Raw genomic sequence first — 23,170 nt, 5'->3', positions numbered from 1 at the left:
CGCTATGTGCGGCCCGGAGTATATACGGAATGCCCGCCCGCGTGACGGGGGGGCAACCGGGCATCGGATCCGTTCAGCGCATACCGGGCATCATGCCTTTCATGCTGCGCATCATCTTCATCATGCCGCCGCCCTTGAGCTTCTTCATCATGGTGCGCATCTGGTCGTACTGATTGAGCATGCGATTGACCTCCTGCACCTGAACGCCCGCACCGGCGGCGATGCGGCGCTTGCGGCTCGCCTTGATCAATTCCGGCTTGGCGCGCTCGGACGGCGTCATCGCGTTGATAATGCCCTCCATGCGGCGCACCTGCTTCTCGGCCTGATCCATATTGGTCTGGCTGGCGGCGGCCTGGAATTGCGCGGGGAGCTTGTCCATGAGCGACGACAGGCCGCCCATGTTCTTCATCTGGCCGATTTGCGCCTTGAAGTCGTTCAGGTCGAAGTCACCGCCCTTCTTGACCTTCTCGGCGAGCTTTTGCGCGGCCTGAACGTCGACGCCCCGTTGCGCTTCCTCGACGAGCGCGAGAATGTCGCCCATGCCGAGAATCCGGTTCGCCATACGATCCGGGTAGAAGACCTCAAGGCCGTCGAGTTTTTCGCCCACACCGACGAATTTGATCGGCTTGCCGGTGATGTGACGCACCGACAGCGCCGCACCGCCGCGCGAGTCGCCGTCGAGCTTGGTGAGCACCACGCCGGTGAGCGGCAGCGCGTCGTTGAAGGCGCGGGCCGTGTTGACGGCATCCTGGCCGAGCATGGCGTCGACGACGAACAGCGTTTCGATCGGTTTGAGCTCGGCATGCAGGGCGCTGATTTCCTGCATCATCGCTTCGTCGATGCCCAGACGGCCGGCCGTGTCGACGAGCAGTACGTCATGGTGATGGCGTCGCGCCCAGTCGACGGCCGCACGGGCAATGTCCACCGGCTTCTGATCGGGTTGCGACGGGAAGAAGTCGGCGTCGACCTGCTTCGTCACCGTCTCCAACTGGGCAATCGCGGCGGGACGATAGACGTCGGTAGAAACCGTGAGGACCTTCTTTTTCTGCGCGCGCAGCAGCTTGGCGAGCTTGCCGACGGTGGTGGTCTTGCCGGCGCCCTGCAGACCGGCCATCAGGATGATGGCGGGCGGCGTGGTCGCGAGATTGAGTTCGGCGGCGCGGCCTTCGTAGTCGCCGCCCATGAGCGCGGTCAGTTCGCGTTGCACCACGCCGACAAGCGCCTGGCCCGGCGAGAGGCTGGAAATGACTTCCTCGCCGAGCGCCTTTTCCTTGACCTTGGCGACGAAATCGCGCACCACGGGCAGGGCGACGTCGGCCTCGAGCAGCGCGAGACGCACTTCACGCAGCATTTCCTGCGTGTTGGCCTCGGTCAGGCGGGCTTCGCCGCGCAGCGTCTTGACGACCTTGGCGAGGCGCGTAGTGAGATTGTCGAGCATGAAACGTATCCTGTAAGACCTGCAGCGGCCCCGTTCGCCCTGCCGTTCGGCCCCGGAGGGGGCGGTGGCGGGGACGGCAGCGCGCCCGTCATGGGCTGGTGTAAACTTCAAACATGACTATTTTACTGTATGCGCTGACCGCCATCCTCTATGCCGGATTGGCGGTTTGTTCGTGGCAAGGATATCGACGCAACGCTGCGCTCGCACTGGCGGGCGGGCAGGTCGCGCCTGCGCCGGTCGCGGGCACGCCGTCGCGCTGGCCGATGCAGCTTTCGCTGTTCGTCACGCTCGTGCTGCACGGGGTGTTGCTGCATCAAACGATCTTCCGCTCGGACAGTATGCACTTCGGTTTCGCGTACATGCTCTCGGCCATGCTGTGGCTCTCGGTCGGCATCTACTGGATCGAGAGTTTCTTCTTTCCGCTGGACAGCCTGCGGCTGATGGTCACCCCCGTGGCCGCGGTGACCTGTGTGCTGCCGATGATTTTTCCGGATGTACGCATTCTCGGCTTCGCGGCGGAACCGATTTTCAAGGCGCACTTCATCATCGCCAACATGGCCTACGGGCTGTTCGCGCTGGCGGCGCTGCACGCGCTGCTGATGCTCTACGCCGAGCGGCAGCTGCATCCGTCGCGACGCGGCGAGACGACCGGCTGGCTGGCGCACTGGCTTGAGACGCTGCCGCCGCTGCTCACGATGGAAAAGTTGTTGTTCCGGCTGATCGGCGCCGGGTTCGTGCTGCTGACCCTGACGTTGATCTCCGGCGTGATGTTCTCCGAGGCGCTGTTCGGGCGCGCGGTGCGCATCGATCACAAAACCGTGTTCGCGGGGGTGTCGTGGCTGATGTTCGGCGCGGTGCTGCTGGGACGGCATTTTTATGGGTGGCGCGGCAAGGTCGCGCTGCGTTGGGTTCTGGCGTCGTTCGTGGCGCTGTTGTTGGCGTATGTCGGTTCTCGCTTCGTGCTTGAGGTGGTGCTGCATCGCATGACGGAGACTTGAAGCGCGATGCGCAATATCCTGTTGTTACTGGTGCTCCTGATCGTTGGCACGTGGTGGATGCGAAGCAACGAGCGCAAGCGCAATACCGAGCGCACGCGCCCGCCAGGCGCAAACGATGCGCGCACGTCGGCGCGTCAGGCGCTGCCGCCCGCCGAGCGCATGGTGCGATGCAGCGAGTGCGATACCTACCTTCCCGAGAGTGAATCCGTCGCTGGCGCGGGCGGCCAGCATTTTTGCAGCGGTGAACACCGCGACGCCTATCGGATGCGCGAACACCGCATCTGAGTCGCGCTGCGCGGCCACGCTGCGCAGCGATGATCTCGTTCTCCCGTCCTTCGCGCCGTGGCACTTGTACGTGCCGGCTTGCGCATGCCTGCTGCATGCACTAAAACACAGTAACCGGCCCCGCTCACAAATAGAATAATCATCGAGGGGCGCGACGACAGGAGGGCGCAATATGCTAATGCGCAGACGGATGTATTTTCTGCTTCCCGATCTGGCGAGTGCCCAGCGCACGATGAGCGATTTACTGCTCGCCCGGGTGGAGGAGCGTCACATCCACTTTATGGCACGTGACGAAATGGACCTGGAGGGACTGCACGAGGCTAACCTGCTACAGACTTCCGATATCGTGCACGGCGCCGAAGCTGGGCTCGTCATCGGCGGGTTCTGTGGTCTGGCAGTCGGTGCAGTCGCCGCGTTTTTCCCCATCGTGGGCACACGTCCCCAGTGGGAGTTGATGATTGTGACGGCACCGCTCGGTGCGCTCTTTGGCGCCTGGGTGTCGAGCATGATCGGCGTTTCGGTGCCGAACTCGCGACTCAAGACGTTTCGTGAGCCGCTCGAGCGCGGCATGATTCTGCTGATGGTGGATGTGCGCGACGGTCGCGTCGATGAGATTCGCGAGATGCTCAAGGCCCATCACCCCGAAGCGCACATGGAAGGGGTGGAATCCGCCATTCCTGCCTTTCCTTGATCGATGGCGATCATGGCAATAAGCGAGGGCACCGTATCGAAAGCGATGACAGCGTTGGCGAAGACGATCAGTGTCACCGGCCGGAAACGGTCCAAAGCGTCGCACCTGTGAGCGGCGCGGGATGGTGAGCGTGTCGATCGACACGCGAGCGACATCATCCCTGGGCGTGGTCACGCCTACAGAAGCCTCTCGGCCAGGCAAGGCGGGAGGCTTCTTCATTGGGCATCCCCTTTCACCGCATGACGACGGTTGACGAAGCGCCGCCCACCCGTGAACGGGCTGAGCGTTGCCCGCGCCGGGCATGCCGCCGACGGCGTCACGCCAAGTGGGCTACAATGGCGCCCCTCGCTCTACGGGAGCCCGCTGTGCCCGACATGTCCCAGTCATTCGCGTGCGCCAACACTGCGCTCCGGTCGTGTCATCGCGTCACGATGCGTGCCTTGCTGCGGCGAGGTGGCGCATGAGCGCGCCGACCCATGTCCCGATGCTCACGCTCGATACCGACGGCTGGATACGCGAAGCCGAGCGACTGCCGTCACCCAACTTCGATGGGCGTCCGGCGGGCACGCCGACCGACCTGCTCGTGGTGCACAACATTTCGTTGCCGCCAGGACAATTCGGGGGTGGCGAGATCGCCGCGTTCTTCCAGAACCGGCTCGATCACGATGCGCATCCCTTCTTCGATGAGATCCGCGGTGTGCGGGTCTCGTCGCACTTCCTGGTACGACGTGATGGTGCGTTGCAGCAGTTCGTGTCGTGCAACGCGCGGGCCTGGCACGCGGGGGCGTCGTCGTTCGAAGGGCGAACGCGGTGCAACGATTTTTCGATCGGCGTGGAGCTCGAAGGCACCGACGACGTGCCCTATGCGGCAGCGCAGTACGTCACGCTGGCGGCGCTCACGCGAACGTTGCGTGAGCATTATCCGATTCAAGCGGTGGTCGGACATGCCGATATCGCACCGGGACGCAAGACGGATCCGGGACCGTACTTCGAGTGGCCGCGATTGCGTCGGATGGCGGCGCTGAGCCCCCAGACATTGCCGTTTCAGCCGGCCGACTAATCCCCATCCGGGGACAGGTTTTGCTTGACACGGCGATGCCACGGGCCTTCCCGGCGAGAGAAATTTTTGGGTTTGCGGAGTGCGTCATCTCCACTATACTTAGTGAAAATTCCGGTGCCGACCACTACATCTAGTGGTTGATGTCAGGTTCGGCACAGGATGCAATCGCCATCAATACCGTGCTTTTCCTGCGGCGTTTTTGCGGGGCGGCACAGCAGCAAAGCCGTGCAGCGGACACCTGAACCCTTGGCCGTCCGTCGGTCGTGCGGTATCCAGCACTTCGCTCCATCGGCGTCCCTAGGGCGCATTTTTGCCGGCCGTAACCTGGTAAGAACGCGCTAACAGCACCATCTCATTGGAACGGGAGTTTTTACATGCAGACTAACGAAAACCTCACCCGCCCGACCCCGACGCCTGCCGCGACTTCCGGCAATGGTGCGGGTGCGTCGGCGCCCCAGACGACGGGCGCCTTCGAGCCGGCGACCAACGCCGACTTCAAAGTGATTCGACGCAACGGCGCGGTGGTGGGTTTCGAGCCGTCGAAGATCGCCATCGCCGTGACCAAGGCGTTCCTCGCCGTGAACGGCGGCCAGGGCGCGGCGTCGGCCCGCGTACGCGAACTCGTGGAGCAGTTGACGGGGCACGTCGTGCGCGCCCTGATGCGCAGCCGCCCGAATGGCGGCACGTTCCACATCGAAGACATCCAGGATCAGGTCGAACTCGCGCTGATGCGTGAAGGCGAGCACAACGTGGCGCGAGCCTATGTGCTGTACCGCGAGAAGCGTTCGCAAGAGCGCGCGCACGCGGTCGAGACCACGCAAGAAGCGGCTACGCCCGATGGCCCGGTGCTCAATGTCACCGACAACGGCGTGGTGCGTACGCTCGATATGTCGGTGTTGCGCGGCGTGGTGCAGGCTGCCTGCGAAAATCTCGGCGACGAAGTCGTGGCCGAGCCGATCGTGACCGAGACCCTCAAGAACCTGTACGACGGCGTGCCGCTGTCGCAGGTCTACGACTCGGCGATCCTCGCCTCGCGCACCCTCATCGAGAAGGAACCGGCGTACAGCCAGGTCACGGCGCGAATTCTGATGCACACGATCCGCCGCGAGATCCTCGGCGAAGAAGTGCCGCAGGGCGAAATGGCCGCGCGCTACATCGAGTACTTCCCGCGCTTCATCAAGCAGGGTGTCGACGCCGAACTGCTCGACGAGCAACTGCTCTCGTTCGACCTGGCCAAGCTGAGCGCCGCGCTCGACGCATCGCGCGATCTGCAGTTCAACTATCTGGGCCTGCAGACGCTCTACGATCGCTACTTCCTGCATATCGACGGTCACCGCATCGAAATGCCGCAGGCGTTCTATATGCGCGTGGCGATGGGGCTGGCGCTCAATGAAGTCGAGCGCGAAGCGCGTGCGATCGAGTTCTACCAGATTCTGTCGAGCTTCGACTTCATGAGTTCGACGCCGACGCTGTTCAACTCGGGCACGCGTCGCTCGCAACTCTCGTCGTGCTACCTGACGACGGTCTCGGACGACCTGGAAGGCATCTACGAAGCCCTCAAGGAAAATGCACTGCTCTCGAAGTTTGCCGGTGGTCTGGGCAACGACTGGACGCAGGTTCGCGCGCTCGGCTCGCACATCAAGGGCACGAACGGCAAGAGCCAGGGGGTGGTGCCGTTCCTGAAGGTGGTCAACGACACGGCCGTGGCCGTGAACCAGGGCGGCAAGCGCAAGGGCGCGGTGTGCGCCTACCTGGAAACGTGGCATCTGGACATCGAGGAATTCCTCGAGCTGCGCAAGAACACGGGCGACGACCGCCGCCGCACGCACGACATGAACACGGCGAACTGGATTCCCGATCTGTTCATGAAGCGCGTGATGGAAGGCGCCGAGTGGACGCTGTTCTCGCCGGCCACCTGCCCGGACCTGCACGACAAGTACGGCAAGGCATTCGAGCAGGCTTACACCGCCTACGAAGACAAGGCCGCGCGAGGCGAAATCAAGCTGTTCAAGAAGGTGCCGGCGCAAGCGCTCTGGCGCAAGATGCTGGGCATGTTGTTCGAAACCGGCCATCCGTGGATCACGTTCAAGGATCCGTGCAACATCCGCTCGCCGCAGCAACATGTGGGCGTGGTGCACTCGTCGAACCTGTGCACGGAAATCACGCTCAACACGAGCGAGACCGAAATCGCGGTGTGCAACCTCGGCTCGGTCAACCTCGTGGCTCACATGAAGCAGACCGCGAACGGTTACGAACTCGATCACGACAAGCTGCAACGTACCGTACGCGTGGCGATGCGCATGCTCGACAACGTCATCGACATCAACTACTACGCGGTGGCGAAGGCGCGTAATTCGAACCTGCATCACCGTCCGGTGGGCATGGGCATCATGGGCTTCCAGGACTGCCTGCACCTGCTGCGCACGCCGTATGCCTCGAATGCCGCCGTCGAATTTGCCGACCGTTCGATGGAAGCCGTGTGCTACTACGCCTACTGGGCGTCGTCGGAGCTGGCCAAGGAACGCGGTCAGTACTCGTCGTACAAGGGCTCGCTGTGGGATCGCGGCATCCTGCCGCAGGATTCGCTGGCGTTGCTGGCCGAAGCGCGTGGTGGTTATATCGAGGTCGATATGTCGGCCACGCTTGACTGGGACAGCCTGCGCAAGCACATCGCTGCGCACGGCATGCGCAATTCGAACTGCGTGGCGATCGCCCCGACCGCCACGATCTCGAACATCATCGGCGTCTCGGCCTGTATCGAGCCGACGTTCCAGAACCTGTACGTGAAGTCGAACCTCTCGGGCGAATTCACGGTGGCCAACGAGTATCTGGTGCGTGACCTGAAGGCGCGTGGCCTGTGGGACGAAGTGATGGTCGCCGACCTGAAGTACTTCGACGGTTCGCTCGCCCGTATCGACCGCGTGCCGGCCGACCTGCGCGAGATCTATGCCACGGCGTTCGAAGTCGAGCCGAAGTGGCTGGTCGAAGCGGCGTCGCGTCGTCAGAAGTGGATCGATCAGGCGCAGTCGCTCAACATCTACATGGCGGGCGCTTCGGGCAAGAAGCTCGACGAGACGTACAAGCTGGCCTGGACGCGTGGCTTGAAGACCACGTACTACCTGCGTACGATGGCCGCGACGCACGTCGAGAAGTCGACGGTGAGCCACGGCGCGCTGAATGCGGTGAGCTCGGGGGGCGTGACGCCGGGCGGAAGCTTCTCGGCCGAGCCGTCCTCGCCGCTGGCGCAGCCGATGCCGGACGCTGAAGGCGCGGTGTGCACGATGCGTCCGGGCGATCCGGGCTTCGACGAGTGCGAGGCTTGCCAATAAGCTTGCGCTTGCGGTGAGATTGGGGGCCAGTCCCGAGGTTTGCGCCTCGGCACTGGCCCCCAATTTTTTCGGCGCCGCGATTGTTGGCGCCGAAATGACGATCGAGGTGTCGCGTCAGCGCAGCACGCTGCTCAAGAACTGTTGCGTGCGGGGTTCGCGCGGCGCGCCGAACAAGTCGCCCGGCGGACCGCTCTCGACGATGCGGCCGTGATCGAAGAACACCACCCGATCGGCGACCTCGCGAGCGAAGCCCATCTCATGCGTGACGACGATCATCGTCATGCCGTCGCGCGCCAAATCCTTCATGACGGCCAGCACCTCACCGACGGTTTCCGGATCGAGCGCCGAGGTTGGCTCGTCGAACAACATCAGTTTCGGCTTCATCGCCAGCGCGCGCACGATGGCCACGCGCTGCTGCTGCCCGCCCGAGAGCGACACGGGATATGCGTCCGCCTTGTGGGCCAGTCCCACGCGTTCGAGCAACGCATGCGCGGTCCGCTCGGCCTCGGCCTGCGTCATGCGGCCGAGCTTGACCGGGGCCAGCGTGATGTTGCGCAGAATGCTCAGGTGCGGGAACAACGTGTAGTCCTGGAACACCATGCCGACGTCTTCGCGCAACTTCGCCATGGCCCGGTGATCCCGAACGTCGGTGGCTGCCTCGCCGAGCGTGACGGTGCCATCGGTGGGCGTCTCGAGGCTATTCAGGCAGCGGATCAGCGTGGACTTGCCGGACCCGCTCGGGCCGATCACGACCACGACCTCGCCGGGATGGACGTCGAGATCCACGCCGTTGACCACCTGATGCGCACCGAAATGCTTGTGCAGACCGCGAATCGAGAGCAGCGCGTTCATGGGTGGCCTGCCAGTGCGCGGGTGGTGTCTTGCAGCTCGCGCTGGGCATCGGCCAGACGTGTGCGCCAGTCGTCGACGAACGCGTGTGCGTCGTCGAGCCGCCCCTGCGCTTCGCGCACGTGGGCACGCAGCGTGTCCGGGCTCGGACTGCCGGCCGAAGCACGCGCGGCCACATTGCGGGTCGGGTCGAGACATGCGCGCAGTGCCTGCGCATCGATGCCGAGCGGCGCGCCGAGCTGTTCGCGTGCCGCCGCCTCGACCATGTCCGCGTCAATCCGGTCGGCGGGGACGCCGCGGTCCATCGCGTCGCGCACGACCGCACCGACGAGGTGATGGGCCGCGCGGAACGACAGGTCGTGCGCGCGCACCATGTGATCGGCCAGTGCGGTCGCCGTGGAGAAATCCTCGGCGGCGAGGCGGCCTGCGCGCGCGGCGACCGGACGGGCCGTGCGCAGTACGAGTTCGAGCAGCGTCAGGCAGCGCAGCGTCTCGCGCGCGGCGTCCCAGAAGCCAAGGGTGCCTTCGCGGTTCGCGTCGCCCGTGTGGGTGAAGTGGGTGCCCTTGATCGCCATCGAGCCGGCCATCAGCGCGGCCACGATCTGGCCGGTGCGGCCCTTCAGATATTCGAGCACGACGGGATTCTTCTTCTGCGGCATGATGCTCGACGTTGTCGCCACGCTGTCGGGGAACTCGATCAAGCCGAACTCATGCGTGGTCCACACGAAGTAGTCCTGCGCCACGCGACTCCAGAACACGGCCAGCAGGCTCAGATCGGCAATGCCTTCGAGCAGGAAGTCGCGCGAACCGACGGCATCGAGCGCATTGTCGATGTACGTATCGAAGCCGAGCAGCCCCGCCGTGCGCTGGCGATCGATCGCGAACGGCGTGCCGGCGAACGCGGCCGCGCCGAGCGGTGAGACGTTCATGTGCGAGAGCGTGTCCATCAGGCGCCGGCTGTCGCGCTCGAGTGCCTGCGCCACGCCAGCCAGATAGAAGCCGTAGGTCATCGGCTGGGCCGGTTGCAGGTGGGTATAGCCTGGCATGACGACCTCGGCATGGCGCTCGGCCTGTTCGAGCGCCGTGGTTCGCACGCGCAACAGCACGTCGATCAGCTCGATCAGCATGGCGCGTCCGCGCAGGCGATCGAGCGTCGCCAGGATGTCGTTGCGGCTGCGGCCGGTATGCAGCCGGCCGCCGATGTCGGCGCCGACGAGACTCATCAGATGCGCCTCGTAGTTGAAGTAGGCGTCTTCACGGCTCGGGTCGAGCGGCACGGCCCCGGGGCCTTGTTCTTCCATGGCGAGAATGCCGCGCGCAAGCGCCGACGCGTGCTCGGGGCGGATCAGCCCCTGCTCGGCAAGCATTACCACGTGTGCCTTGTTGATATCGCCGAGCGGCACGAACGTCTCGTCGAAGCCGGCCAGACGTGGCTTGAAGATGATGTCATTGACTTCCGGGGCGAGGGCTTCGGTGAGCCGGCGACTGACTTTCGATATGGACATGGTCAACCTTGTGTAGAGAGCGGGCGAACGCGCTCGCGTTGCAGGCGGCGTTCGAGGTAACGGGACAGCGCGCTGAACGCTGAGCAGATGACGAAATAGACGGCGAGCACGAGGCCATAGACCTCGAAGGCGGGGTTCTGGCCCTGCATGATCGTGGCGCGCTCGATGATGTTCTGGCTGACCTTGAGGAATTCGCCAACGCCGATCAACGCGCCGAGTGCGGTCGACTGGACGAGCAGCGTGAGCAGTCCGGTGTAGGCCGGCAGGATCGCGCCCATCGACTGGGGGCCGATCACGTAGCGATAGATTTGCCAGCGTCGCAAGCCGAGCGCGGCGGCGCTTTTCCACTGATGCGGGGGCACCGATGCGATACCGCCCGAGACCACCACCGTGCCGTTGGCACCGCCCCACAGCGACAGCCCGACCGTGGCCGCGACGAACGGGCTCAGGTCGAGACCGAACATCGGTGCGACAAAGAACACGCAGAACACGTTGACGATGAGGGGAATCGAGCGAAACAGCTCGACATAGCCGTGGATGGCGAGCTTCAGCCAGCGGTTGGGCAGCGTGGCGAGCACGCCGAGCACGAGCGAGATCACGGTCGTGCAGGCGAGCACCGCGCCGGCCAGCGCAAGCGTCATGCGTAGCCCCTTGGCAATGACGAGCCAGTTTTCAAGAATGACATTCATGGTGGATCACTGGCCTCAATGGGTTCGGAACGGCCGTTGCAGCCAGGCCGAGAGCCGGTGTGCGAGCAGGGCGAGCACCGCGACCATGCCGAGGTACAGCACGAGGATGGCGCTGAACATCTCGAGCGGGCGAAAGTCCGTGGCAATGCGGTCGACAGCGACGAACGTCAGCTCCATGAGCCCGATGGCCTGCAGATACGACGAGTTCTTGAGCAGTGAGATCGCGGTATTGAGCATGCCGGGCAGCGCATGTCGCACGGCGATGGGCAGTGCGATCAGCGTGAAGTAGTGCCATGGTCGCAGCGAGAGGGCGTGGCACGATTCGTACATGCGCCGCCCGACGGCCGCCATGCCGCCTCGCAGGTTCTCGATCTGGTAGGCCCCGGCCCACAGCGACAGGCACAGCACGCCGGAGCTGAATAACGACAGGCTGAGGCCGATCGCGGGCAAGCCATAGAAGATGAAGAACAACTGCACGAGGATCGGTGTGTTGCGCATCAGCTCCACGTAGCCGGTGACCATGGGGGAGAGCACGGGCACGCGGAAGATCCGGATGGCGCAGCCCGCGATGCCGATCAGCGCCGAGCAGACGATGGCGATGACCGACACTTCGAGCGTCATCAGTGCACCGCGCCAAAGCGCGGGCCATTGAGCGATGAGATAGGCGACGTCGAAATCCATGGGGGCCGCCTTATTGCGCGGTTTCCTTCGGGCGTCCCTGCTGGAACACCGCGAGGTAATAGCTGCGGATCGATTCGGGCACGCTGAGCTTGACCCACTGCACGAAGCGGCCTTCGTAGCGCATGCGCGCGATGGCGGCCGACAGATAGTCGCGCCAGGCAGTCTCGTTCTTGCGCACGCCGATGGCCGCGTCGGAAATCTGGAAGTACTGGCCGAGCAATCTGGCGTCGGGATCCTTGGCGGCTGCGACTACGAGCGTGGCGGCGTCGTGCGTGTAGGCGTCGGCACGACCCTGGCGGAAGGTCTGCATGGCGTCGGCCGCTGTATTCAGGCGGAGCATCTTGACGTCGGGCATATGGTCCTCGAACCACTTCGCCTGCACCGACCCCTTGAGCGCGACGAGCGTCTTGCCCTTGAGGTCGGCGAGCGTCCGGATGCCGCCGTCGCGACGCACCACCACGTCGCTGGCGCCCCAACGGTACGGTTGGGTGAAATCGATCACGCGGGCGCGCTCGGGAGTGACGCCGAGCGTGGCGATGAGCAGGTCGACCTTGCGGCCGAGCAACTGCGGGACACGGTTCTCGGCCGTCACGCAGGTGAATACGGCCTTGTCCTTCGCGCCGAACGCCCACTCGGCGATCTGGCGGCCCATCTCGACTTCGACGCCTGCGAATGCGCCGCTGCTGTCCTGGTAGCCATAGGGCGGCTGGTCACAACGCACGCCGACGCGCAACTGACCTTGCGCCTTGATGTCTGCCGGCAGCGTCGGCAAGTCGCCCGGCGCGGCGCGGGCAGGGCGCGCGACGATGGTTGACATGACCATCACGGTGGCGGAGGCGGCAAGGGCGGTAAAGAACGAACGGCGCAGGCGTGACATCGATAGCTCCTCAAGCGGAACGGCACGTGGACGGCCAGGGCGTCGTGGGCGGTGAGAGACGATGCCTTGACGGTGCCCGGACGGGATGCCAACGAGTGTAGCGAGACGGTTGCATTCTTAAAAATCACAATACAATACGAGTCCATACATTCCTGATATACCCCCGGGCACGCGGCATTCACGGGTGTTTCCGGGCAGTCGAGAGCCAACGACAATGAAGTTCAAGCAGGTGGAAGCGTTCAGGGCGGTGATCCAGACCGGGTCGATGACGGCGGCGGCGGATGCGTTGCATACGTCGCAGCCGAATATCAGTCGCTTGGTCGGGCAACTCGAGCAGAGCGTCGGGTTCCGGCTGTTCGAGCGGATCAACGGGCGGCTGCAGCTGACGGACGAGGGCGCCGAGTTGTTTCGCGACGTCGAGCGTGCGTTCGTGAGTCTGAAGAGTCTGGAGGATTCGGCTGCACAGATTCGACGCTCGGGGACAGGCCGGTTGCGCGTCGGCGCGGTGCCGTCGATTGCGCTCACGCAAATGCCGGAGGTCATTCGTCGGTTTCGCGAAGCGCATCCAGGCGTGGCCGTCTCGCTGCTCACCAACGATTCGCCGCGCGTGGCGCAATGGGTCGCGTCTCAGTTTTGCGACCTCGGCGTGGTGGCTTATGTCAGCCGCGACGTGTCGGGTATCGAGGCGACGACGATTCGCGACGTGGCCGGTGTTTGCGCTTTTCCGGCCGGGCATCGGTTGGGCGAGCGCGATATCGTCACTCCTGCCGATCTCGAATACGAGCCGTTCATCGCGCTGTCACTCGTCGACGGAACGCGCATGAGGATCGATCAACGCTTTCGTGAGGCAGGCGTCACGCTACGTCACAAGGAACTTGAAACGCCGTACGAAGCGACGGTGTGCGCGATGGTTGCTGGCGGGTTGGGTGTGAGCATCGTGAGCGAGTCGGTCGCGCGGGCCTATGCGGGGCGCGGCCTCCTCGACTATCGGCGGTTCGTGCCGGACGTGCCGTTCACGACGCACTTGCTGCGACCGCTGCACGCGCCGCAAAGCTTGCTGGCGCAGCGCTTTGCGGACACGTTGCGCGCCGTGGTGGGAGGCGACACGCCTGTCGCCTAGTCCTCAGGCCAGATCGATACGCATCGACAGATCGAGCGTTTGCCCGTGCGCCACGACTACGTGATCGTCGTCGAACGCGCCGACCCGATGCGTCGACGGTTCCAGACAGAGGTAGGGACGTCCGGCGGGAGAGTGCACCACGAGCCAGCTGGCGTCGCTGCTGCGCACCGTGGCCGAGCGCAGGCCGCCGGCGTAGTCGAGGCGCGCGTCGAATCGCCCCGACTCGACCGGAGCTTCGGCGAACCAGGTGGACCGCCCCTCGGTATCGAGTCCGCCGCCGACAGACACGACCTCGATCTCACCGACGTGAACGCGTTGCTCGCTCGGCCATCGGATGTCCTCCGACGGCGAACGCCAGATCGCCTCCGCTTCGAACGTCAGGCGCGAGCCGGCAGGCCACTGAAAGTAGGGATGTAGCCCGAGCCCGGCGGGCATATCCTGCGTCGAGAGATTGGTGATCGACAGTTGCATGTCGACGCCGAGTGCGTCGAGCGTCACCGAGAGATACGCCTGATAGTGCCACGGCCATTCGGGTTGCGCGGGACTGTCGAGTTGGAGCACGCAACAGTGCGGGCTCTCGTCGACGACATCCCACGCGCGACGCAGCCCCCAGCCGTGCAGCGAACTCGATGCGGCCGGCGTCTCGCGAGCGACGATCGCGCGCTCGCGCCAGTGCAGCGTGTCGTCGCGCAGCATGTTGGTATACGGCAGCATCGGAAAGGCGCCGGCCTTCGGCCATTCGTCCGACGAGAATGGGTCGTTGCCGAGCGGCACAAGGTAGTCGAAAACGTCACCGTGCGTGTCGCGCCGAGCCAGTCGTGCGAGCCGCGCCCCGCAGCCCGGTTGAACCTCGGCCACGAGCGCGCCCGCCGCGAGGCGGATCGGTTTGCCGGGGGTGAGCGTGAGCGGTGTCGGGCCTGACGAACCGGCCGACGCCGGTGCGCCGTCGGCGCCTGGGAATGTCATCGTCGGTATCTCCTTCATCGACGTTCAGAAGTGGCGTGCGCCGGAATCTGTCGTTCCGGTTCGCCGTCGCGACAGGATACGCCAATGCGACGCAGCGCCCCCCCTCGACGCACCATCAGCGCTGTCGTGCGGCGCCGTTTCATGGCAAGATGCCGGTCCCGCAAGCCCGGCCGCCCGGCACTCGGGAGATGTTGCCAAACACTAGGTATAGTGGTCATCGTGCAGTGCGGCACTAGATATAGTGTTGCATGCTGGAACGAGTGACGTAATTGTGCTAAATTGGAGGCATTCCATTCGACGTCGGGAGGTCAGGATGTTGTTGCAGCTCTCGCGTCGGCGTTGTTGTTCAAAACTGCGCAATTGCGCATCTGCATCACCCCCGAAATATGGCAATGCTCCCGGTGGACTTCGTGCTCCCGGTGATCGCTTGCCGGCCGCCGGATCGCAAATTTTTTGTCAGCCTTCGCACGCGGACGGCTGATCTGTCACTTCGGCGATGTGCGCGCGTGTGTGCATCGCATCAACCTGAACGGACTGAGACCCTATGCTGAACTGGGAAGAAGACACCACCACGGCCAACTCGGCTGCCCCCACCGCGGCTCCGGTTGCCGCGTCGAACGTGCTGGGCACGCAAGGGGAAACCCCGACTGTGATCGCCTCGCAGTCGACGCGTCGCGTGAGCGCCTCCGACAAGCGCGTGATCAACGGCACCACGGATGTGAATCAACTGGTGCCCTTCAAGTACAAGTGGGCCTGGGAGAAGTATCTGGCCGGTTGCGCGAACCACTGGATGCCGCAGGAAATCAACATGTCGCGCGACATCGCCCTGTGGAAAGATCCGAACGGTCTGACCGAGGACGAGCGCCGCATCATCAAGCGCAATCTCGGCTTCTTCGTGACGGCCGACTCGCTCGCGGCGAACAACATCGTGCTCGGCACGTATCGCCACATCACCGCACCGGAGTGCCGCCAGTTCCTGCTGCGTCAGGCCTTCGAAGAGGCGATCCACACGCACGCCTATCAGTACATCGTCGAGAGCCTGGGGTTGGACGAAGGCGAGATCTTCAACGCGTATCACGAAGTGCCGTCGATTCGCGACAAGGACGAATTCCTGCTCCCGTTCATCGAAGTGGTGGCGGATCCGTCGTTCCAGACCGGCACGCAGGAAGCCGACCAGAAGCTGCTGCGCTCGCTCATCGTGTTTGCGTGCATCATGGAAGGGCTGTTCTTCTACGTCGGCTTCACGCAGATTCTCGCGCTGGGTCGGCAGAACAAGATGACCGGTGCTGCAGAGCAATATCAATACATCCTGCGCGACGAGTCGATGCACTGCAACTTCGGCATCGATCTGATCAACCAGGTGAAGCTGGAAAACCCGAACCTCTGGACGCCGGAGTTCCGCGAAGAGATTCGCGAGCTGTTCAAGAAGGCGGTCGAGCTGGAGTATCGCTACGCTGAAGATACGATGCCGCGCGGCGTGCTCGGTCTGAACGCGGGCATGTTCAAGAGCTATCTGCGCTTCATCGCGAACCGTCGCTGTTCCCAAATTGGTCTCGAGGCGCTCTATCCGAACGAAGAAAATCCGTTCCCGTGGATGAGCGAGATGATCGATCTGAAGAAGGAGCGCAACTTCTTCGAAACGCGAGTGATCGAATACCAGACTGGTGGCGCGCTGAGCTGGGACTAAGCAGTAAGTGAAATTTGGATGCTGGCTGCAAAGCCAGTATCCATGCGGGTTTCGAGAGGATGGTGTGAGCGCGCGTGGCGCGCGTGAGCGCCAGCAAAACAAGTCGAAGAGACTGTGCGCGTCATGCACATCATCCTCACTCGCACGTCGTTACGCTCGCTTCGCACGCGTCGACATGCGAACACCATGTGCATCAAATACAACAGATTGACTTCTTCGTTGCGAACGTTGTGCGATTTTTTACGCGCAAAGTATTAACATCGCATCACAAAAGAATTATGATTCGCTCAAATAAATTGCAGTCTCGATGAACACACGAAAGCACATTGCTTTCCTCCCGCGACAGAGAGCTGGTAGTTACGGAGCGTAAAAACCTTGGTGCATAGCAAGCAGTATCGCTTATCCGCTATCGCAATCTCCTCCCTCCCGATGACGGGACAGGCAAGCTACCCCCCGAAGAATCTGGCGAATCCCCTTTCTCAAGACAATCGAATTGCTGGCGGCAATGTCGCCGGCAATTTTTTTGCGCGCGTGACCACTCACGGTCAGCGTCATGCGCGCAGCGCCGAATTCATTAGCGTAAGCCGTCGAAGTCCGATGCGTACGCCGATGAATAGCCCGCTCGCCGGCGGTTCGCCGCATGGTGGTCGGGTTTCCTTCTCAGGTGGTTTTGTTTGAGTGATCTCTCACGTTAAGGAGCAAAGTGATGGCTACTACTGCTAAGAAAAAACCCGCAGCCAAGAAGGCTGTTGCCAAGAAGCCGGTAGCGAAGAAGGCTGCCGCCGCCAAGAAGCCTGTCGCGAAGAAGGCTGTTGCCGCCAAGAAGCCGGTAGCGAAGAAGGCTGTCGCCGCCAAGAAGCCGGCAGCGAAGAAGGTCGCCGCCAAGAAGCCGGCAGCCAAGAAGGTTGCGGTGAAGAAGGTTGCCGCCAAGAAGCCGGTCGCCAAGAAGGCAGCGGTGAAGAAGGTTGCCGCCAAGAAGCCGGTTGCCAAGAAGGCAGCGGTGAAGAAGGTTGCCGCCAAGAAGCCGGTCGCCAAGAAGGCAGCAGTGAAGAAGGTTGCCGCCAAGAAGCCGGTTGCGAAGAAGGCAGCGGTGAAGAAGGTTGCCGCCAAGAAGCCGGCCGCGAAGAAGGCTGCCGTGAAGAAGGTTGCGGCGAAGAAGCCGGCGGCGAAGAAGCCTGCTGCGGCGGCGAAGAAGCCGGCCGTCAAGAAGGTCGCCGCCAAGCCTGCTGCGGCCCCGGCTGCAGCACCGGCAGCAGCACCGAAGACGGCGCTGAATCCGGCAGCGGCATGGCCGTTCCCGACCGGCAGCCGTCCGTAATTCGAGTGCCGAAGCAGGAACCAAGGCACTTAGGTGTCTTTTGATCGAGTAGGCCTACTCGATCCGAAACCCGCTGTGATGAGTGATCGTCGCAGCGGGTTTTTTCATGCGGCCTTAGTGCGTCACGCGCGTGACGCCGCCGCTTGAGAGCAGACGCACGCGCTGACCCGGCTGGAATGCTTCGTCCGCATCCTGTGTGATGGCGCGCAGCTCGCCGTTGTCGAGTCGCACGGTAATCTCCAGGCCCGCCTTCTTGCTCATTCGGTTTTCGACGGCTTGCCCCGCAACCGCACCCAACAGGCCGCCGATGATGCCCGTCGCGATCGAGCCGCGACCGCCACCAATGGCGCTGCCGCCGACGGCGCCCAGCGCACCGCCGCCCACCACGCCGAGAATCCCCGGATCGCCGTTGCTGCTATCGATCGTGACCGGGCGCACCGATTCGACGGTGCCCATGCGCACCACCTGCTCGCGTTGTGCTTGGCGGCTGTTGTAGACACTCGCGGAATTGCTCGGACCGAACGCCGTGCAGGCGGACAGGGAGAGCGACGCTGCGGCGGTGAGAATAAGGAAGGGTGTGGTCAGTCGTGCCATCGTTGTGTTTATCCTGAAATCAAACGAAGCGGTAGCCGAACGCGGCTTCATATTGCGCCTCGATCTCGGCGCGCGTCGGCGCGTAAGTCTGCGGACCTTGCTCGGCAATCTTGAGCGAACCCATCAGGCTCGCCAGACGGCCGGCGGTGGGCCAGTCGAGGCCCTTTTCGATACCGTACAGCAACCCGCCCCGGAAGGCGTCGCCGCATCCGGTGGGGTCGACGACTCGCTTGGCTTTGACGGCGGGAATGTCGTGTTGCTTGCCGCCGGCGAAGATCAGCGCGCCGTGTTCTCCGCGCGTCACGACCAGCGCCTCGACACGCGACTGGAGGTCGTCCATCGACCAGCCGGTCTTCGTGCAGAGGAGCTTGGCTTCGTAGTCGTTGACCGCGAGGTATGTGGCGAGTTCCACCATGCGACGCAGGGCCTCAGGCGAGAGCAACGGCAGGCCCTGACCCGGATCGAACAGGAACGGCACCCCGGCGGCGGCGAAGCCTTCGGCGTGAGTGAGCATGGCGTCGGGGGCGTCGGGGGCAACGATGCCGAGCGTCGCGCCGCTGACATCGGCCACGCGGTTGCGCGACGAGAACATCATCGCCCCCGGGTGGAAGGCGGTGATCTGGTTGTTGTCCAGATCGGTCGTGATCATCGCATTGGCGGTCATGCTGTCCGCGACCACGCGAACGAATTCCGTCGTCATGCCGAGCGACTGGAAGCGCTCGACGTAGGGCGCGCCATCTTCGCCGACGGTGGCCATGACGACCGGCGAGCCGCCCAGCAGATGCAGGCTGTAGCCAATGTTGCCGGCGCAGCCGCCGAAGTTGCGGCGCATCGTCGGCACGAGGAAGCTGACGTTCAGGATGTGTACCTGATCGGGCAGGATGTGCTCGCCGAAGCGGCCTTCGAACGTCATGATGTTGTCGTAGGCGAGCGAGCCGCAGATCACGGTAGTCACGGGGGAGATCCTTGCGAAAGGTAAGCGGGGCCAATCTGGGAGGGCAGACGGTTGGCCAGTCGCGCTGCCAGGTCATGCTAAAAACGGGCCGGTGCATTTGCCGCACCGGCACGGGAACTGCCATCTGGCGCGCACCGGTTTTACCGGGCGGGCCAGCGATACGCCGAGGGGCGATGGCTTACGACAACGCGGCCAGCGCGGCGTCGTAGTTCGGCTCGTTCTTGATCTCGGGCACGAGTTCGGCGTGGACGACGCGGTTATCGGCGTCGAGCACGACAACGGCACGGGCCGACACGCCGGCGAGCGGGCCGGTGGTGATTGCCACGCCGTAATGCTTGAGGAACTCGCGGCCACGCATGGTCGAGAGCGTGACCACGTTGTTCAGGCCTTCGGTCGCGCAGAAACGGCTCATGGCGAACGGCAGGTCAGCCGAGATCACGAGCACGACCGTGTTCTCGAGCTTGCCCGCCGCTTCGTTGAACTTGCGGGTCGAGGTGGCGCAGGTCGGCGTGTCGAGGCTCGGCACGATGTTGAGCACCTTGCGCTTGCCCGCGAAATCGTCGAGCGAGACGTCCTGCAACTTGGCATTGACCAGCGAAAAAGCCGGAGCGGTCTGCCCCTTTTGCGGGAACTGGCCGTCGACTTCTATGGGGTTGCCCCCGAGTGTGACTTGGGACATCAATATCTCCTAGGTTGAGTGCAACAGCGCTATCACGGATAGAACGCGAGCACCCGATAGTTACTGGCTAGCGCTGCCTGCGCCGTCAATCGTAACCGAATCGTGCGTTCGTTGTGTGGCGCCAGACCGGCGTCATGCTGCGCTGTATCGGTGACGTAGTCGCTCGCCGAAAACACGCGTCGCACGACCGGCTTGCCGTCGATGTCCGACAGCGTGAGTTCGAGCGACGGCCAGGCCACGGCATAGTCCGCTTGATTGCGCATGAACACGGTGAGCGTCATTGGCACGGCGTCGTCTGAGGCCGGGGCGCTCGCTGGCGTACCGGTTGTCGCGTCGCTCGCGTCACTCGCGTCGGTCGTGCCGGGCGCGTCGGTGACCAGCGTCACGCTCGAGATCTGAACCTTGTCCGGCTGACGCGGCGGCGCGATCGGCACATGCATCGGGCGTCCGAGCGTCGCGAACACGCCGCGCAACGCCGGCACGCGATCGACGAGTGCGGCGCGCTCGACCCACGCCCACTGGGCGATCAGACCGACGACGGCCAGCGCGATCAGCGCACGCCAGATCACGCGACCGACGCGGGGGCGACGTGCCTGTCCGGCAAGAGCAACGGACGTCGGCGAGTCGGCAGACGCGACGGAAGCTGACGACGTCATGGACGCAGTGGGCGCCACAAGAACTGTGGCATCGTCGTCATCGATGTAGCGACCCGGGCCATGTCGCATCTGCGCCAGGCTCTCGTCCGGCGTGCCCAGCAGTGCAGCGATCGCCGTGGGCGTGAGCATCTCGGGCACCGGGGGGCGTTCGGCGGGCGCGGCCTCCGCCTCGTTCTCCTCGCCGGGCGGCTCGCACAGGTAGGCATGTCCGTCGAATACTTCACGACAGTTGCCGCAGCGCACGAGACCGTCGCGCAGCTTGAGCTGATCCGCCACGACGCGAAAGACGGTATGGCAGTGAGGGCAGCGAGTAGCGAGAACGCGCGAGGACTGGGCCATGGGAGTCGAGGGCATCGGGGGATTCGAGGGCGAGGACCCGAAGACTCGGCGCGTCGTGGGCGACTAGCCGGCGGCCTGCCCGTGCAGGCAGACCCAGCCATCGTGAGCACGCCAGACCGACATCTTCATATAGGGGGCGTAGGCGGCGATCACCTCGTCCGCTTGCCGCTCCAACACGCCAGACAGCGCGAGCCGTCCGCCCGGTGCCACGCGCGATGTCAGCATCGACGCGAGCAGTTTGAGCGGATTCGACAGGATGTTGGCGACCACGATATTGAATTGACCGTCGCGCAGGTCGGCGGGCAGTCCGTATTCGACGCTCGCGTGATTGCGCTCACTGTTATAGCGGGCAGACTCGACGGCCTGCGGATCGATGTCGATACCGACGACCGGATCGGCGCCGCACTTGCGCGCCAGAATGGCCAGAATGCCCGAGCCGCAGCCGTAGTCGAGCAACGACTGACCCGCCTCAACGTGCTGTTCGAGCCACTCCATGCACAGCCGCGTGGTCGGGTGGCTGCCGGTCCCGAACGCGAGGCCCGGATCGAGTTCGAGGATAAGCGCATCGGCGTCCGGGGCGTCGTGCCACGACGGCACGACCCAGATACGCTGGCCGATCTGTATGGGCTCAAACTGCGATTGCGTCAGGCGCACCCAGTCCTGTTCTTCTACGTCGCGCAACGTGAACGCGGGCGACTCGGTGAGCCCCAATTCGTTGACGGCCGCCGCGAGCAGCACGGCGGCGTCCTGGTCTTCCCCCACCAGCGCGACCACGCGCGAGTGTTGCCACGCGGTGTCGGGCGGGGTCAGGCCCGGCTCGCCGAACATCGGTTGCTCGTCGGGCGTGTCGGCATCCGCATCTTCCACGGAGACCGACAGCACGCCCAGATCGAGCAGGGCGTCCGACAGGGCCTCGGCTTGGGCGCGGGCAACTTCTACGACGAGTTCGCGATACATGGCGAGTGATTTCCTGCTGATAAACGGCTGATGAACAGCTCAGTTGCCGCCGACGGCAGATTTCTGCGCCAGCTTGTGTTCCAGATAATGGATGCTCGTGCCGCCTTCGACAAACTTGGCGTCGAGCATCAGTTCCCGGTGCAGCGGAATGTTCGTCTGGATACCTTCGATCACGATTTCCGACAGCGCGACACGCATGCGACGGATGGCCTGATCGCGCGTTGCTCCGTAGGCGATCAGCTTGCCGATCATCGAATCGTAGTTCGGCGGCACGAAGTAGCCGTTATAGGCGTGCGAGTCGACGCGGATGCCGGGGCCCCCCGGCATGTGCCAGGCGGTAATGCGACCGGGCGACGGCGTGAACTTGAACGGATCTTCGGCGTTGATACGGCACTCGATCGCGTGACCCTGGAACTGGATGTCGCGCTGACGGAAGGCGAGCTTCTCGCCGGCCGCAATGCGAATCTGTTCCTGCACGATATCGACACCGGTGATCATTTCCGTGACCGGGTGTTCGACCTGCACACGCGTGTTCATTTCGATGAAGTAGAACTCACCGTTCTCGAACAGGAATTCGAACGTGCCGGCGCCGACGTAGCCCATCTTCTTGCAGGCATCGGCGCAGCGATCGCCGATGCGCTCGATCAGGCGGCGCGGAATCAGCGGGGCGGTCGCCTCTTCGATCACCTTCTGGTGACGGCGCTGCATCGAGCAGTCGCGCTCACCCAGCCAGACGGCGTTCTTGTGCTTGTCGGCGAGGATCTGGATTTCGATATGGCGCGGGTTCTCGAGGAACTTCTCCATATAGACTTCCGGATTGCCGAAGGCGCGGCCGGCTTCTTCACGGGTCATGTTGACCGCGTTCACCAGTGCCGCTTCCGTGTGCACCACGCGCATGCCGCGACCGCCGCCGCCGCCGGCGGCCTTGATGATCACCGGATAGCCGACCTGGCGTGCAACACGCACGATTTCCTTCGGATCATCGGGCAACGCGCCTTCCGAACCCGGCACGCACGGCACGCCGGTCTTGATCATCGTCTGCTTGGCCGAGACCTTGTCGCCCATCAGACGAATGGTGTCGGGGCGTGGGCCGATAAACGTGAAGCCCGATTGCTCGACACGTTCGGCGAAGTCGGCGTTCTCGGAGAGGAAGCCGTAACCCGGGTGGATGGCCTGGGCGTCGGTGACTTCCGCCGCGCTGATGAGCGCCGGCATGTTCAGATAGCTCAGCGGCGAGGGCGCCGGTCCGATACAGACGGCTTCGTCCGCGAGCTTGACGTACTTCGCTTCCTTGTCGGCTTCGGAGTAGACGACCACGGTCTTGATGCCCATCTCGCGGCACGCGCGCTGAACGCGCAGAGCGATTTCGCCGCGGTTGGCGATGAGGATTTTTTCAAACATTATGTGCAGTCCTGCCCGTAGGGGGAGAGGAGCGGGGCCGGACGCCTCGTGTCGCCGGGCGGCATTTGGCCGCGCGGGCGGGGCGTCCGACAACCG

The 23,170-nt window shown here is 63.9% G+C and carries 21 protein-coding genes; 8 read left to right on the top strand and 13 right to left on the bottom strand.

The genetic code is table 11. The features are described 5' to 3' along the window. Positions 1 to 73 precede the first annotated feature (73 nt). On the bottom strand, positions 74 to 1,438 hold the full coding sequence (gene ffh / locus BGP02_RS19905; protein ID WP_017234728.1) for a signal recognition particle protein: 1,365 nt from the start codon (positions 1,436 to 1,438) through the stop codon (positions 74 to 76). Positions 1,439 to 1,551: 113 nt separating this feature from the next. On the opposite strand from ffh, the gene BGP02_RS19900 reads away from it, so the two are divergent. The 5 genes from BGP02_RS19900 (at position 1,552) to BGP02_RS19880 (ending at position 7,801) form a co-directional block, all read left to right on the top strand. Next, positions 1,552 to 2,436: a cytochrome C assembly family protein gene (locus BGP02_RS19900; RefSeq protein ID WP_017234727.1), complete on the top strand. Its 885-nt coding sequence runs from the start codon at positions 1,552 to 1,554 to the stop codon at positions 2,434 to 2,436. Positions 2,437 to 2,442: 6 nt separating this feature from the next. Next, entirely contained in the window at positions 2,443 to 2,721 is a 279-nt protein-coding gene (locus tag BGP02_RS19895; protein WP_017234726.1) for a PP0621 family protein, read from the top strand. 178 nt (positions 2,722 to 2,899) lie between these two features. Then, positions 2,900 to 3,412, top strand: coding sequence for a DUF1269 domain-containing protein (locus BGP02_RS19890; RefSeq protein ID WP_026132105.1), 513 nt, complete (start codon positions 2,900 to 2,902; stop codon positions 3,410 to 3,412). Between the two features lie 460 nt (positions 3,413 to 3,872). After that, positions 3,873 to 4,472, top strand: a complete 600-nt coding sequence (ampD, locus tag BGP02_RS19885) for a 1,6-anhydro-N-acetylmuramyl-L-alanine amidase AmpD (RefSeq protein WP_017234723.1) — start codon at positions 3,873 to 3,875, stop codon at positions 4,470 to 4,472. A gap of 374 nt (positions 4,473 to 4,846) precedes the next feature. Further along, positions 4,847 to 7,801: a ribonucleoside-diphosphate reductase subunit alpha gene (locus BGP02_RS19880; protein ID WP_017234722.1), complete on the top strand. Its 2,955-nt coding sequence runs from the start codon at positions 4,847 to 4,849 to the stop codon at positions 7,799 to 7,801. Between the two features lie 114 nt (positions 7,802 to 7,915). Here the strand turns inward: BGP02_RS19880 and BGP02_RS19875 are convergent, their stop codons facing one another. The 5 genes from BGP02_RS19875 to BGP02_RS19855 are packed head-to-tail and all read right to left on the bottom strand — an operon-like array spanning position 7,916 to position 12,402. Next, positions 7,916 to 8,653, bottom strand: coding sequence for an amino acid ABC transporter ATP-binding protein (locus BGP02_RS19875; RefSeq protein ID WP_286799070.1), 738 nt, complete (start codon positions 8,651 to 8,653; stop codon positions 7,916 to 7,918). Beyond that, the gene (gene argH, locus BGP02_RS19870; protein WP_286799069.1) at positions 8,650 to 10,155 is read right to left on the bottom strand and encodes an argininosuccinate lyase; all 1,506 of its coding nucleotides are present in this window, start codon (positions 10,153 to 10,155) and stop codon (positions 8,650 to 8,652) included. The genes BGP02_RS19875 and argH overlap by 4 nt, the downstream gene beginning before the upstream one ends. 2 nt (positions 10,156 to 10,157) lie before the next feature. Then, positions 10,158 to 10,844, bottom strand: coding sequence for an amino acid ABC transporter permease (locus BGP02_RS19865; protein WP_017231520.1), 687 nt, complete (start codon positions 10,842 to 10,844; stop codon positions 10,158 to 10,160). 15 nt (positions 10,845 to 10,859) lie between these two features. Continuing rightward, complete coding sequence (locus BGP02_RS19860) at positions 10,860 to 11,525, bottom strand: amino acid ABC transporter permease (protein ID WP_017231519.1); 666 nt, start codon at positions 11,523 to 11,525, stop codon at positions 10,860 to 10,862. 10 nt (positions 11,526 to 11,535) lie between these two features. After that, a complete protein-coding gene (locus tag BGP02_RS19855; protein WP_017231518.1) occupies positions 11,536 to 12,402 on the bottom strand; it encodes a transporter substrate-binding domain-containing protein in 867 nt (288 codons plus the stop codon). 214 nt (positions 12,403 to 12,616) lie between these two features. On the opposite strand from BGP02_RS19855, the gene BGP02_RS19850 reads away from it, so the two are divergent. Then, complete coding sequence (locus tag BGP02_RS19850; RefSeq protein ID WP_017231517.1) at positions 12,617 to 13,522, top strand: LysR substrate-binding domain-containing protein; 906 nt, start codon at positions 12,617 to 12,619, stop codon at positions 13,520 to 13,522. 3 nt (positions 13,523 to 13,525) lie between these two features. On the opposite strand, the gene BGP02_RS19845 is transcribed toward BGP02_RS19850, so the two are convergent. Beyond that, positions 13,526 to 14,488 (bottom strand): aldose epimerase family protein, encoded by a 963-nt coding sequence (locus tag BGP02_RS19845; protein WP_017231516.1) that lies wholly within the window; start codon positions 14,486 to 14,488, stop codon positions 13,526 to 13,528. A 544-nt stretch (positions 14,489 to 15,032) separates the two neighbouring features. Here BGP02_RS19845 and BGP02_RS19840 point away from each other — a divergent pair. Both BGP02_RS19840 and BGP02_RS19835 read left to right on the top strand, forming a co-directional pair. Next, the gene (locus BGP02_RS19840) at positions 15,033 to 16,175 is read left to right on the top strand and encodes a ribonucleotide-diphosphate reductase subunit beta (RefSeq protein WP_017231515.1); all 1,143 of its coding nucleotides are present in this window, start codon (positions 15,033 to 15,035) and stop codon (positions 16,173 to 16,175) included. Between the two features lie 706 nt (positions 16,176 to 16,881). Continuing rightward, a complete protein-coding gene (locus BGP02_RS19835; protein ID WP_261939703.1) occupies positions 16,882 to 17,493 on the top strand; it encodes a histone H1-like DNA-binding protein in 612 nt (203 codons plus the stop codon). A gap of 114 nt (positions 17,494 to 17,607) precedes the next feature. On the opposite strand, the gene BGP02_RS19830 is transcribed toward BGP02_RS19835, so the two are convergent. The 6 genes from BGP02_RS19830 to accC all read right to left on the bottom strand — a co-directional run bounded on the left by BGP02_RS19830 (position 17,608) and on the right by accC (position 23,074). After that, positions 17,608 to 18,087 carry an outer membrane lipoprotein gene (locus BGP02_RS19830; RefSeq protein WP_017231513.1) on the bottom strand — a complete coding sequence of 160 codons (480 nt, stop codon included), beginning with the start codon at positions 18,085 to 18,087 and terminating at the stop codon, positions 17,608 to 17,610. A gap of 19 nt (positions 18,088 to 18,106) precedes the next feature. Further along, complete coding sequence (locus BGP02_RS19825; protein WP_017231512.1) at positions 18,107 to 19,042, bottom strand: carbohydrate kinase family protein; 936 nt, start codon at positions 19,040 to 19,042, stop codon at positions 18,107 to 18,109. A 178-nt stretch (positions 19,043 to 19,220) separates the two neighbouring features. Next, positions 19,221 to 19,721, bottom strand: a complete 501-nt coding sequence (tpx, locus tag BGP02_RS19820; protein ID WP_017231511.1) for a thiol peroxidase — start codon at positions 19,719 to 19,721, stop codon at positions 19,221 to 19,223. 32 nt (positions 19,722 to 19,753) lie between these two features. Beyond that, positions 19,754 to 20,731 (bottom strand): DUF3426 domain-containing protein, encoded by a 978-nt coding sequence (locus BGP02_RS19815; protein ID WP_286799068.1) that lies wholly within the window; start codon positions 20,729 to 20,731, stop codon positions 19,754 to 19,756. Between the two features lie 48 nt (positions 20,732 to 20,779). Next, positions 20,780 to 21,673: a 50S ribosomal protein L11 methyltransferase gene (gene prmA / locus BGP02_RS19810; RefSeq protein WP_017231510.1), complete on the bottom strand. Its 894-nt coding sequence runs from the start codon at positions 21,671 to 21,673 to the stop codon at positions 20,780 to 20,782. A 39-nt stretch (positions 21,674 to 21,712) separates the two neighbouring features. Then, complete coding sequence (gene accC, locus BGP02_RS19805) at positions 21,713 to 23,074, bottom strand: acetyl-CoA carboxylase biotin carboxylase subunit (RefSeq protein WP_017231509.1); 1,362 nt, start codon at positions 23,072 to 23,074, stop codon at positions 21,713 to 21,715. Positions 23,075 to 23,170: the final 96 nt, after the last annotated feature.

Source organism: Pandoraea sp. 64-18, from assembly GCF_001899225.1.
GTDB lineage: Bacteria > Pseudomonadota > Gammaproteobacteria > Burkholderiales > Burkholderiaceae > Pandoraea > Pandoraea cepalis.
Note: the sequence above shows the minus strand (reverse complement) of the source record. Positions and strands in the feature narration are given on the sequence as shown.

Bases quoted from the DNA above. Each gene is read 5' to 3' on its own strand.
- ffh (WP_017234728.1), bottom strand. From the start codon at position 1,438: ATGCTCGACAATCTCACTACGCGCCTCGCCAAGGTCGTCAAGACGCTG.
- BGP02_RS19900 (WP_017234727.1), top strand. From the start codon at position 1,552: ATGACTATTTTACTGTATGCGCTGACCGCCATCCTCTATGCCGGATTG.
- BGP02_RS19895 (WP_017234726.1), top strand. From the start codon at position 2,443: ATGCGCAATATCCTGTTGTTACTGGTGCTCCTGATCGTTGGCACGTGG.
- BGP02_RS19890 (WP_026132105.1), top strand. From the start codon at position 2,900: ATGCGCAGACGGATGTATTTTCTGCTTCCCGATCTGGCGAGTGCCCAG.
- ampD (WP_017234723.1), top strand. From the start codon at position 3,873: ATGAGCGCGCCGACCCATGTCCCGATGCTCACGCTCGATACCGACGGC.
- BGP02_RS19880 (WP_017234722.1), top strand. From the start codon at position 4,847: ATGCAGACTAACGAAAACCTCACCCGCCCGACCCCGACGCCTGCCGCG.
- BGP02_RS19875 (WP_286799070.1), bottom strand. From the start codon at position 8,653: ATGAACGCGCTGCTCTCGATTCGCGGTCTGCACAAGCATTTCGGTGCG.
- argH (WP_286799069.1), bottom strand. From the start codon at position 10,155: ATGTCCATATCGAAAGTCAGTCGCCGGCTCACCGAAGCCCTCGCCCCG.
- BGP02_RS19865 (WP_017231520.1), bottom strand. From the start codon at position 10,844: ATGAATGTCATTCTTGAAAACTGGCTCGTCATTGCCAAGGGGCTACGC.
- BGP02_RS19860 (WP_017231519.1), bottom strand. From the start codon at position 11,525: ATGGATTTCGACGTCGCCTATCTCATCGCTCAATGGCCCGCGCTTTGG.
- BGP02_RS19855 (WP_017231518.1), bottom strand. From the start codon at position 12,402: ATGTCACGCCTGCGCCGTTCGTTCTTTACCGCCCTTGCCGCCTCCGCC.
- BGP02_RS19850 (WP_017231517.1), top strand. From the start codon at position 12,617: ATGAAGTTCAAGCAGGTGGAAGCGTTCAGGGCGGTGATCCAGACCGGG.
- BGP02_RS19845 (WP_017231516.1), bottom strand. From the start codon at position 14,488: ATGACATTCCCAGGCGCCGACGGCGCACCGGCGTCGGCCGGTTCGTCA.
- BGP02_RS19840 (WP_017231515.1), top strand. From the start codon at position 15,033: ATGCTGAACTGGGAAGAAGACACCACCACGGCCAACTCGGCTGCCCCC.
- BGP02_RS19835 (WP_261939703.1), top strand. From the start codon at position 16,882: ATGGCTACTACTGCTAAGAAAAAACCCGCAGCCAAGAAGGCTGTTGCC.
- BGP02_RS19830 (WP_017231513.1), bottom strand. From the start codon at position 18,087: ATGGCACGACTGACCACACCCTTCCTTATTCTCACCGCCGCAGCGTCG.
- tpx (WP_017231511.1), bottom strand. From the start codon at position 19,721: ATGTCCCAAGTCACACTCGGGGGCAACCCCATAGAAGTCGACGGCCAG.
- BGP02_RS19815 (WP_286799068.1), bottom strand. From the start codon at position 20,731: ATGCCCTCGACTCCCATGGCCCAGTCCTCGCGCGTTCTCGCTACTCGC.
- prmA (WP_017231510.1), bottom strand. From the start codon at position 21,673: ATGTATCGCGAACTCGTCGTAGAAGTTGCCCGCGCCCAAGCCGAGGCC.
- accC (WP_017231509.1), bottom strand. From the start codon at position 23,074: ATGTTTGAAAAAATCCTCATCGCCAACCGCGGCGAAATCGCTCTGCGC.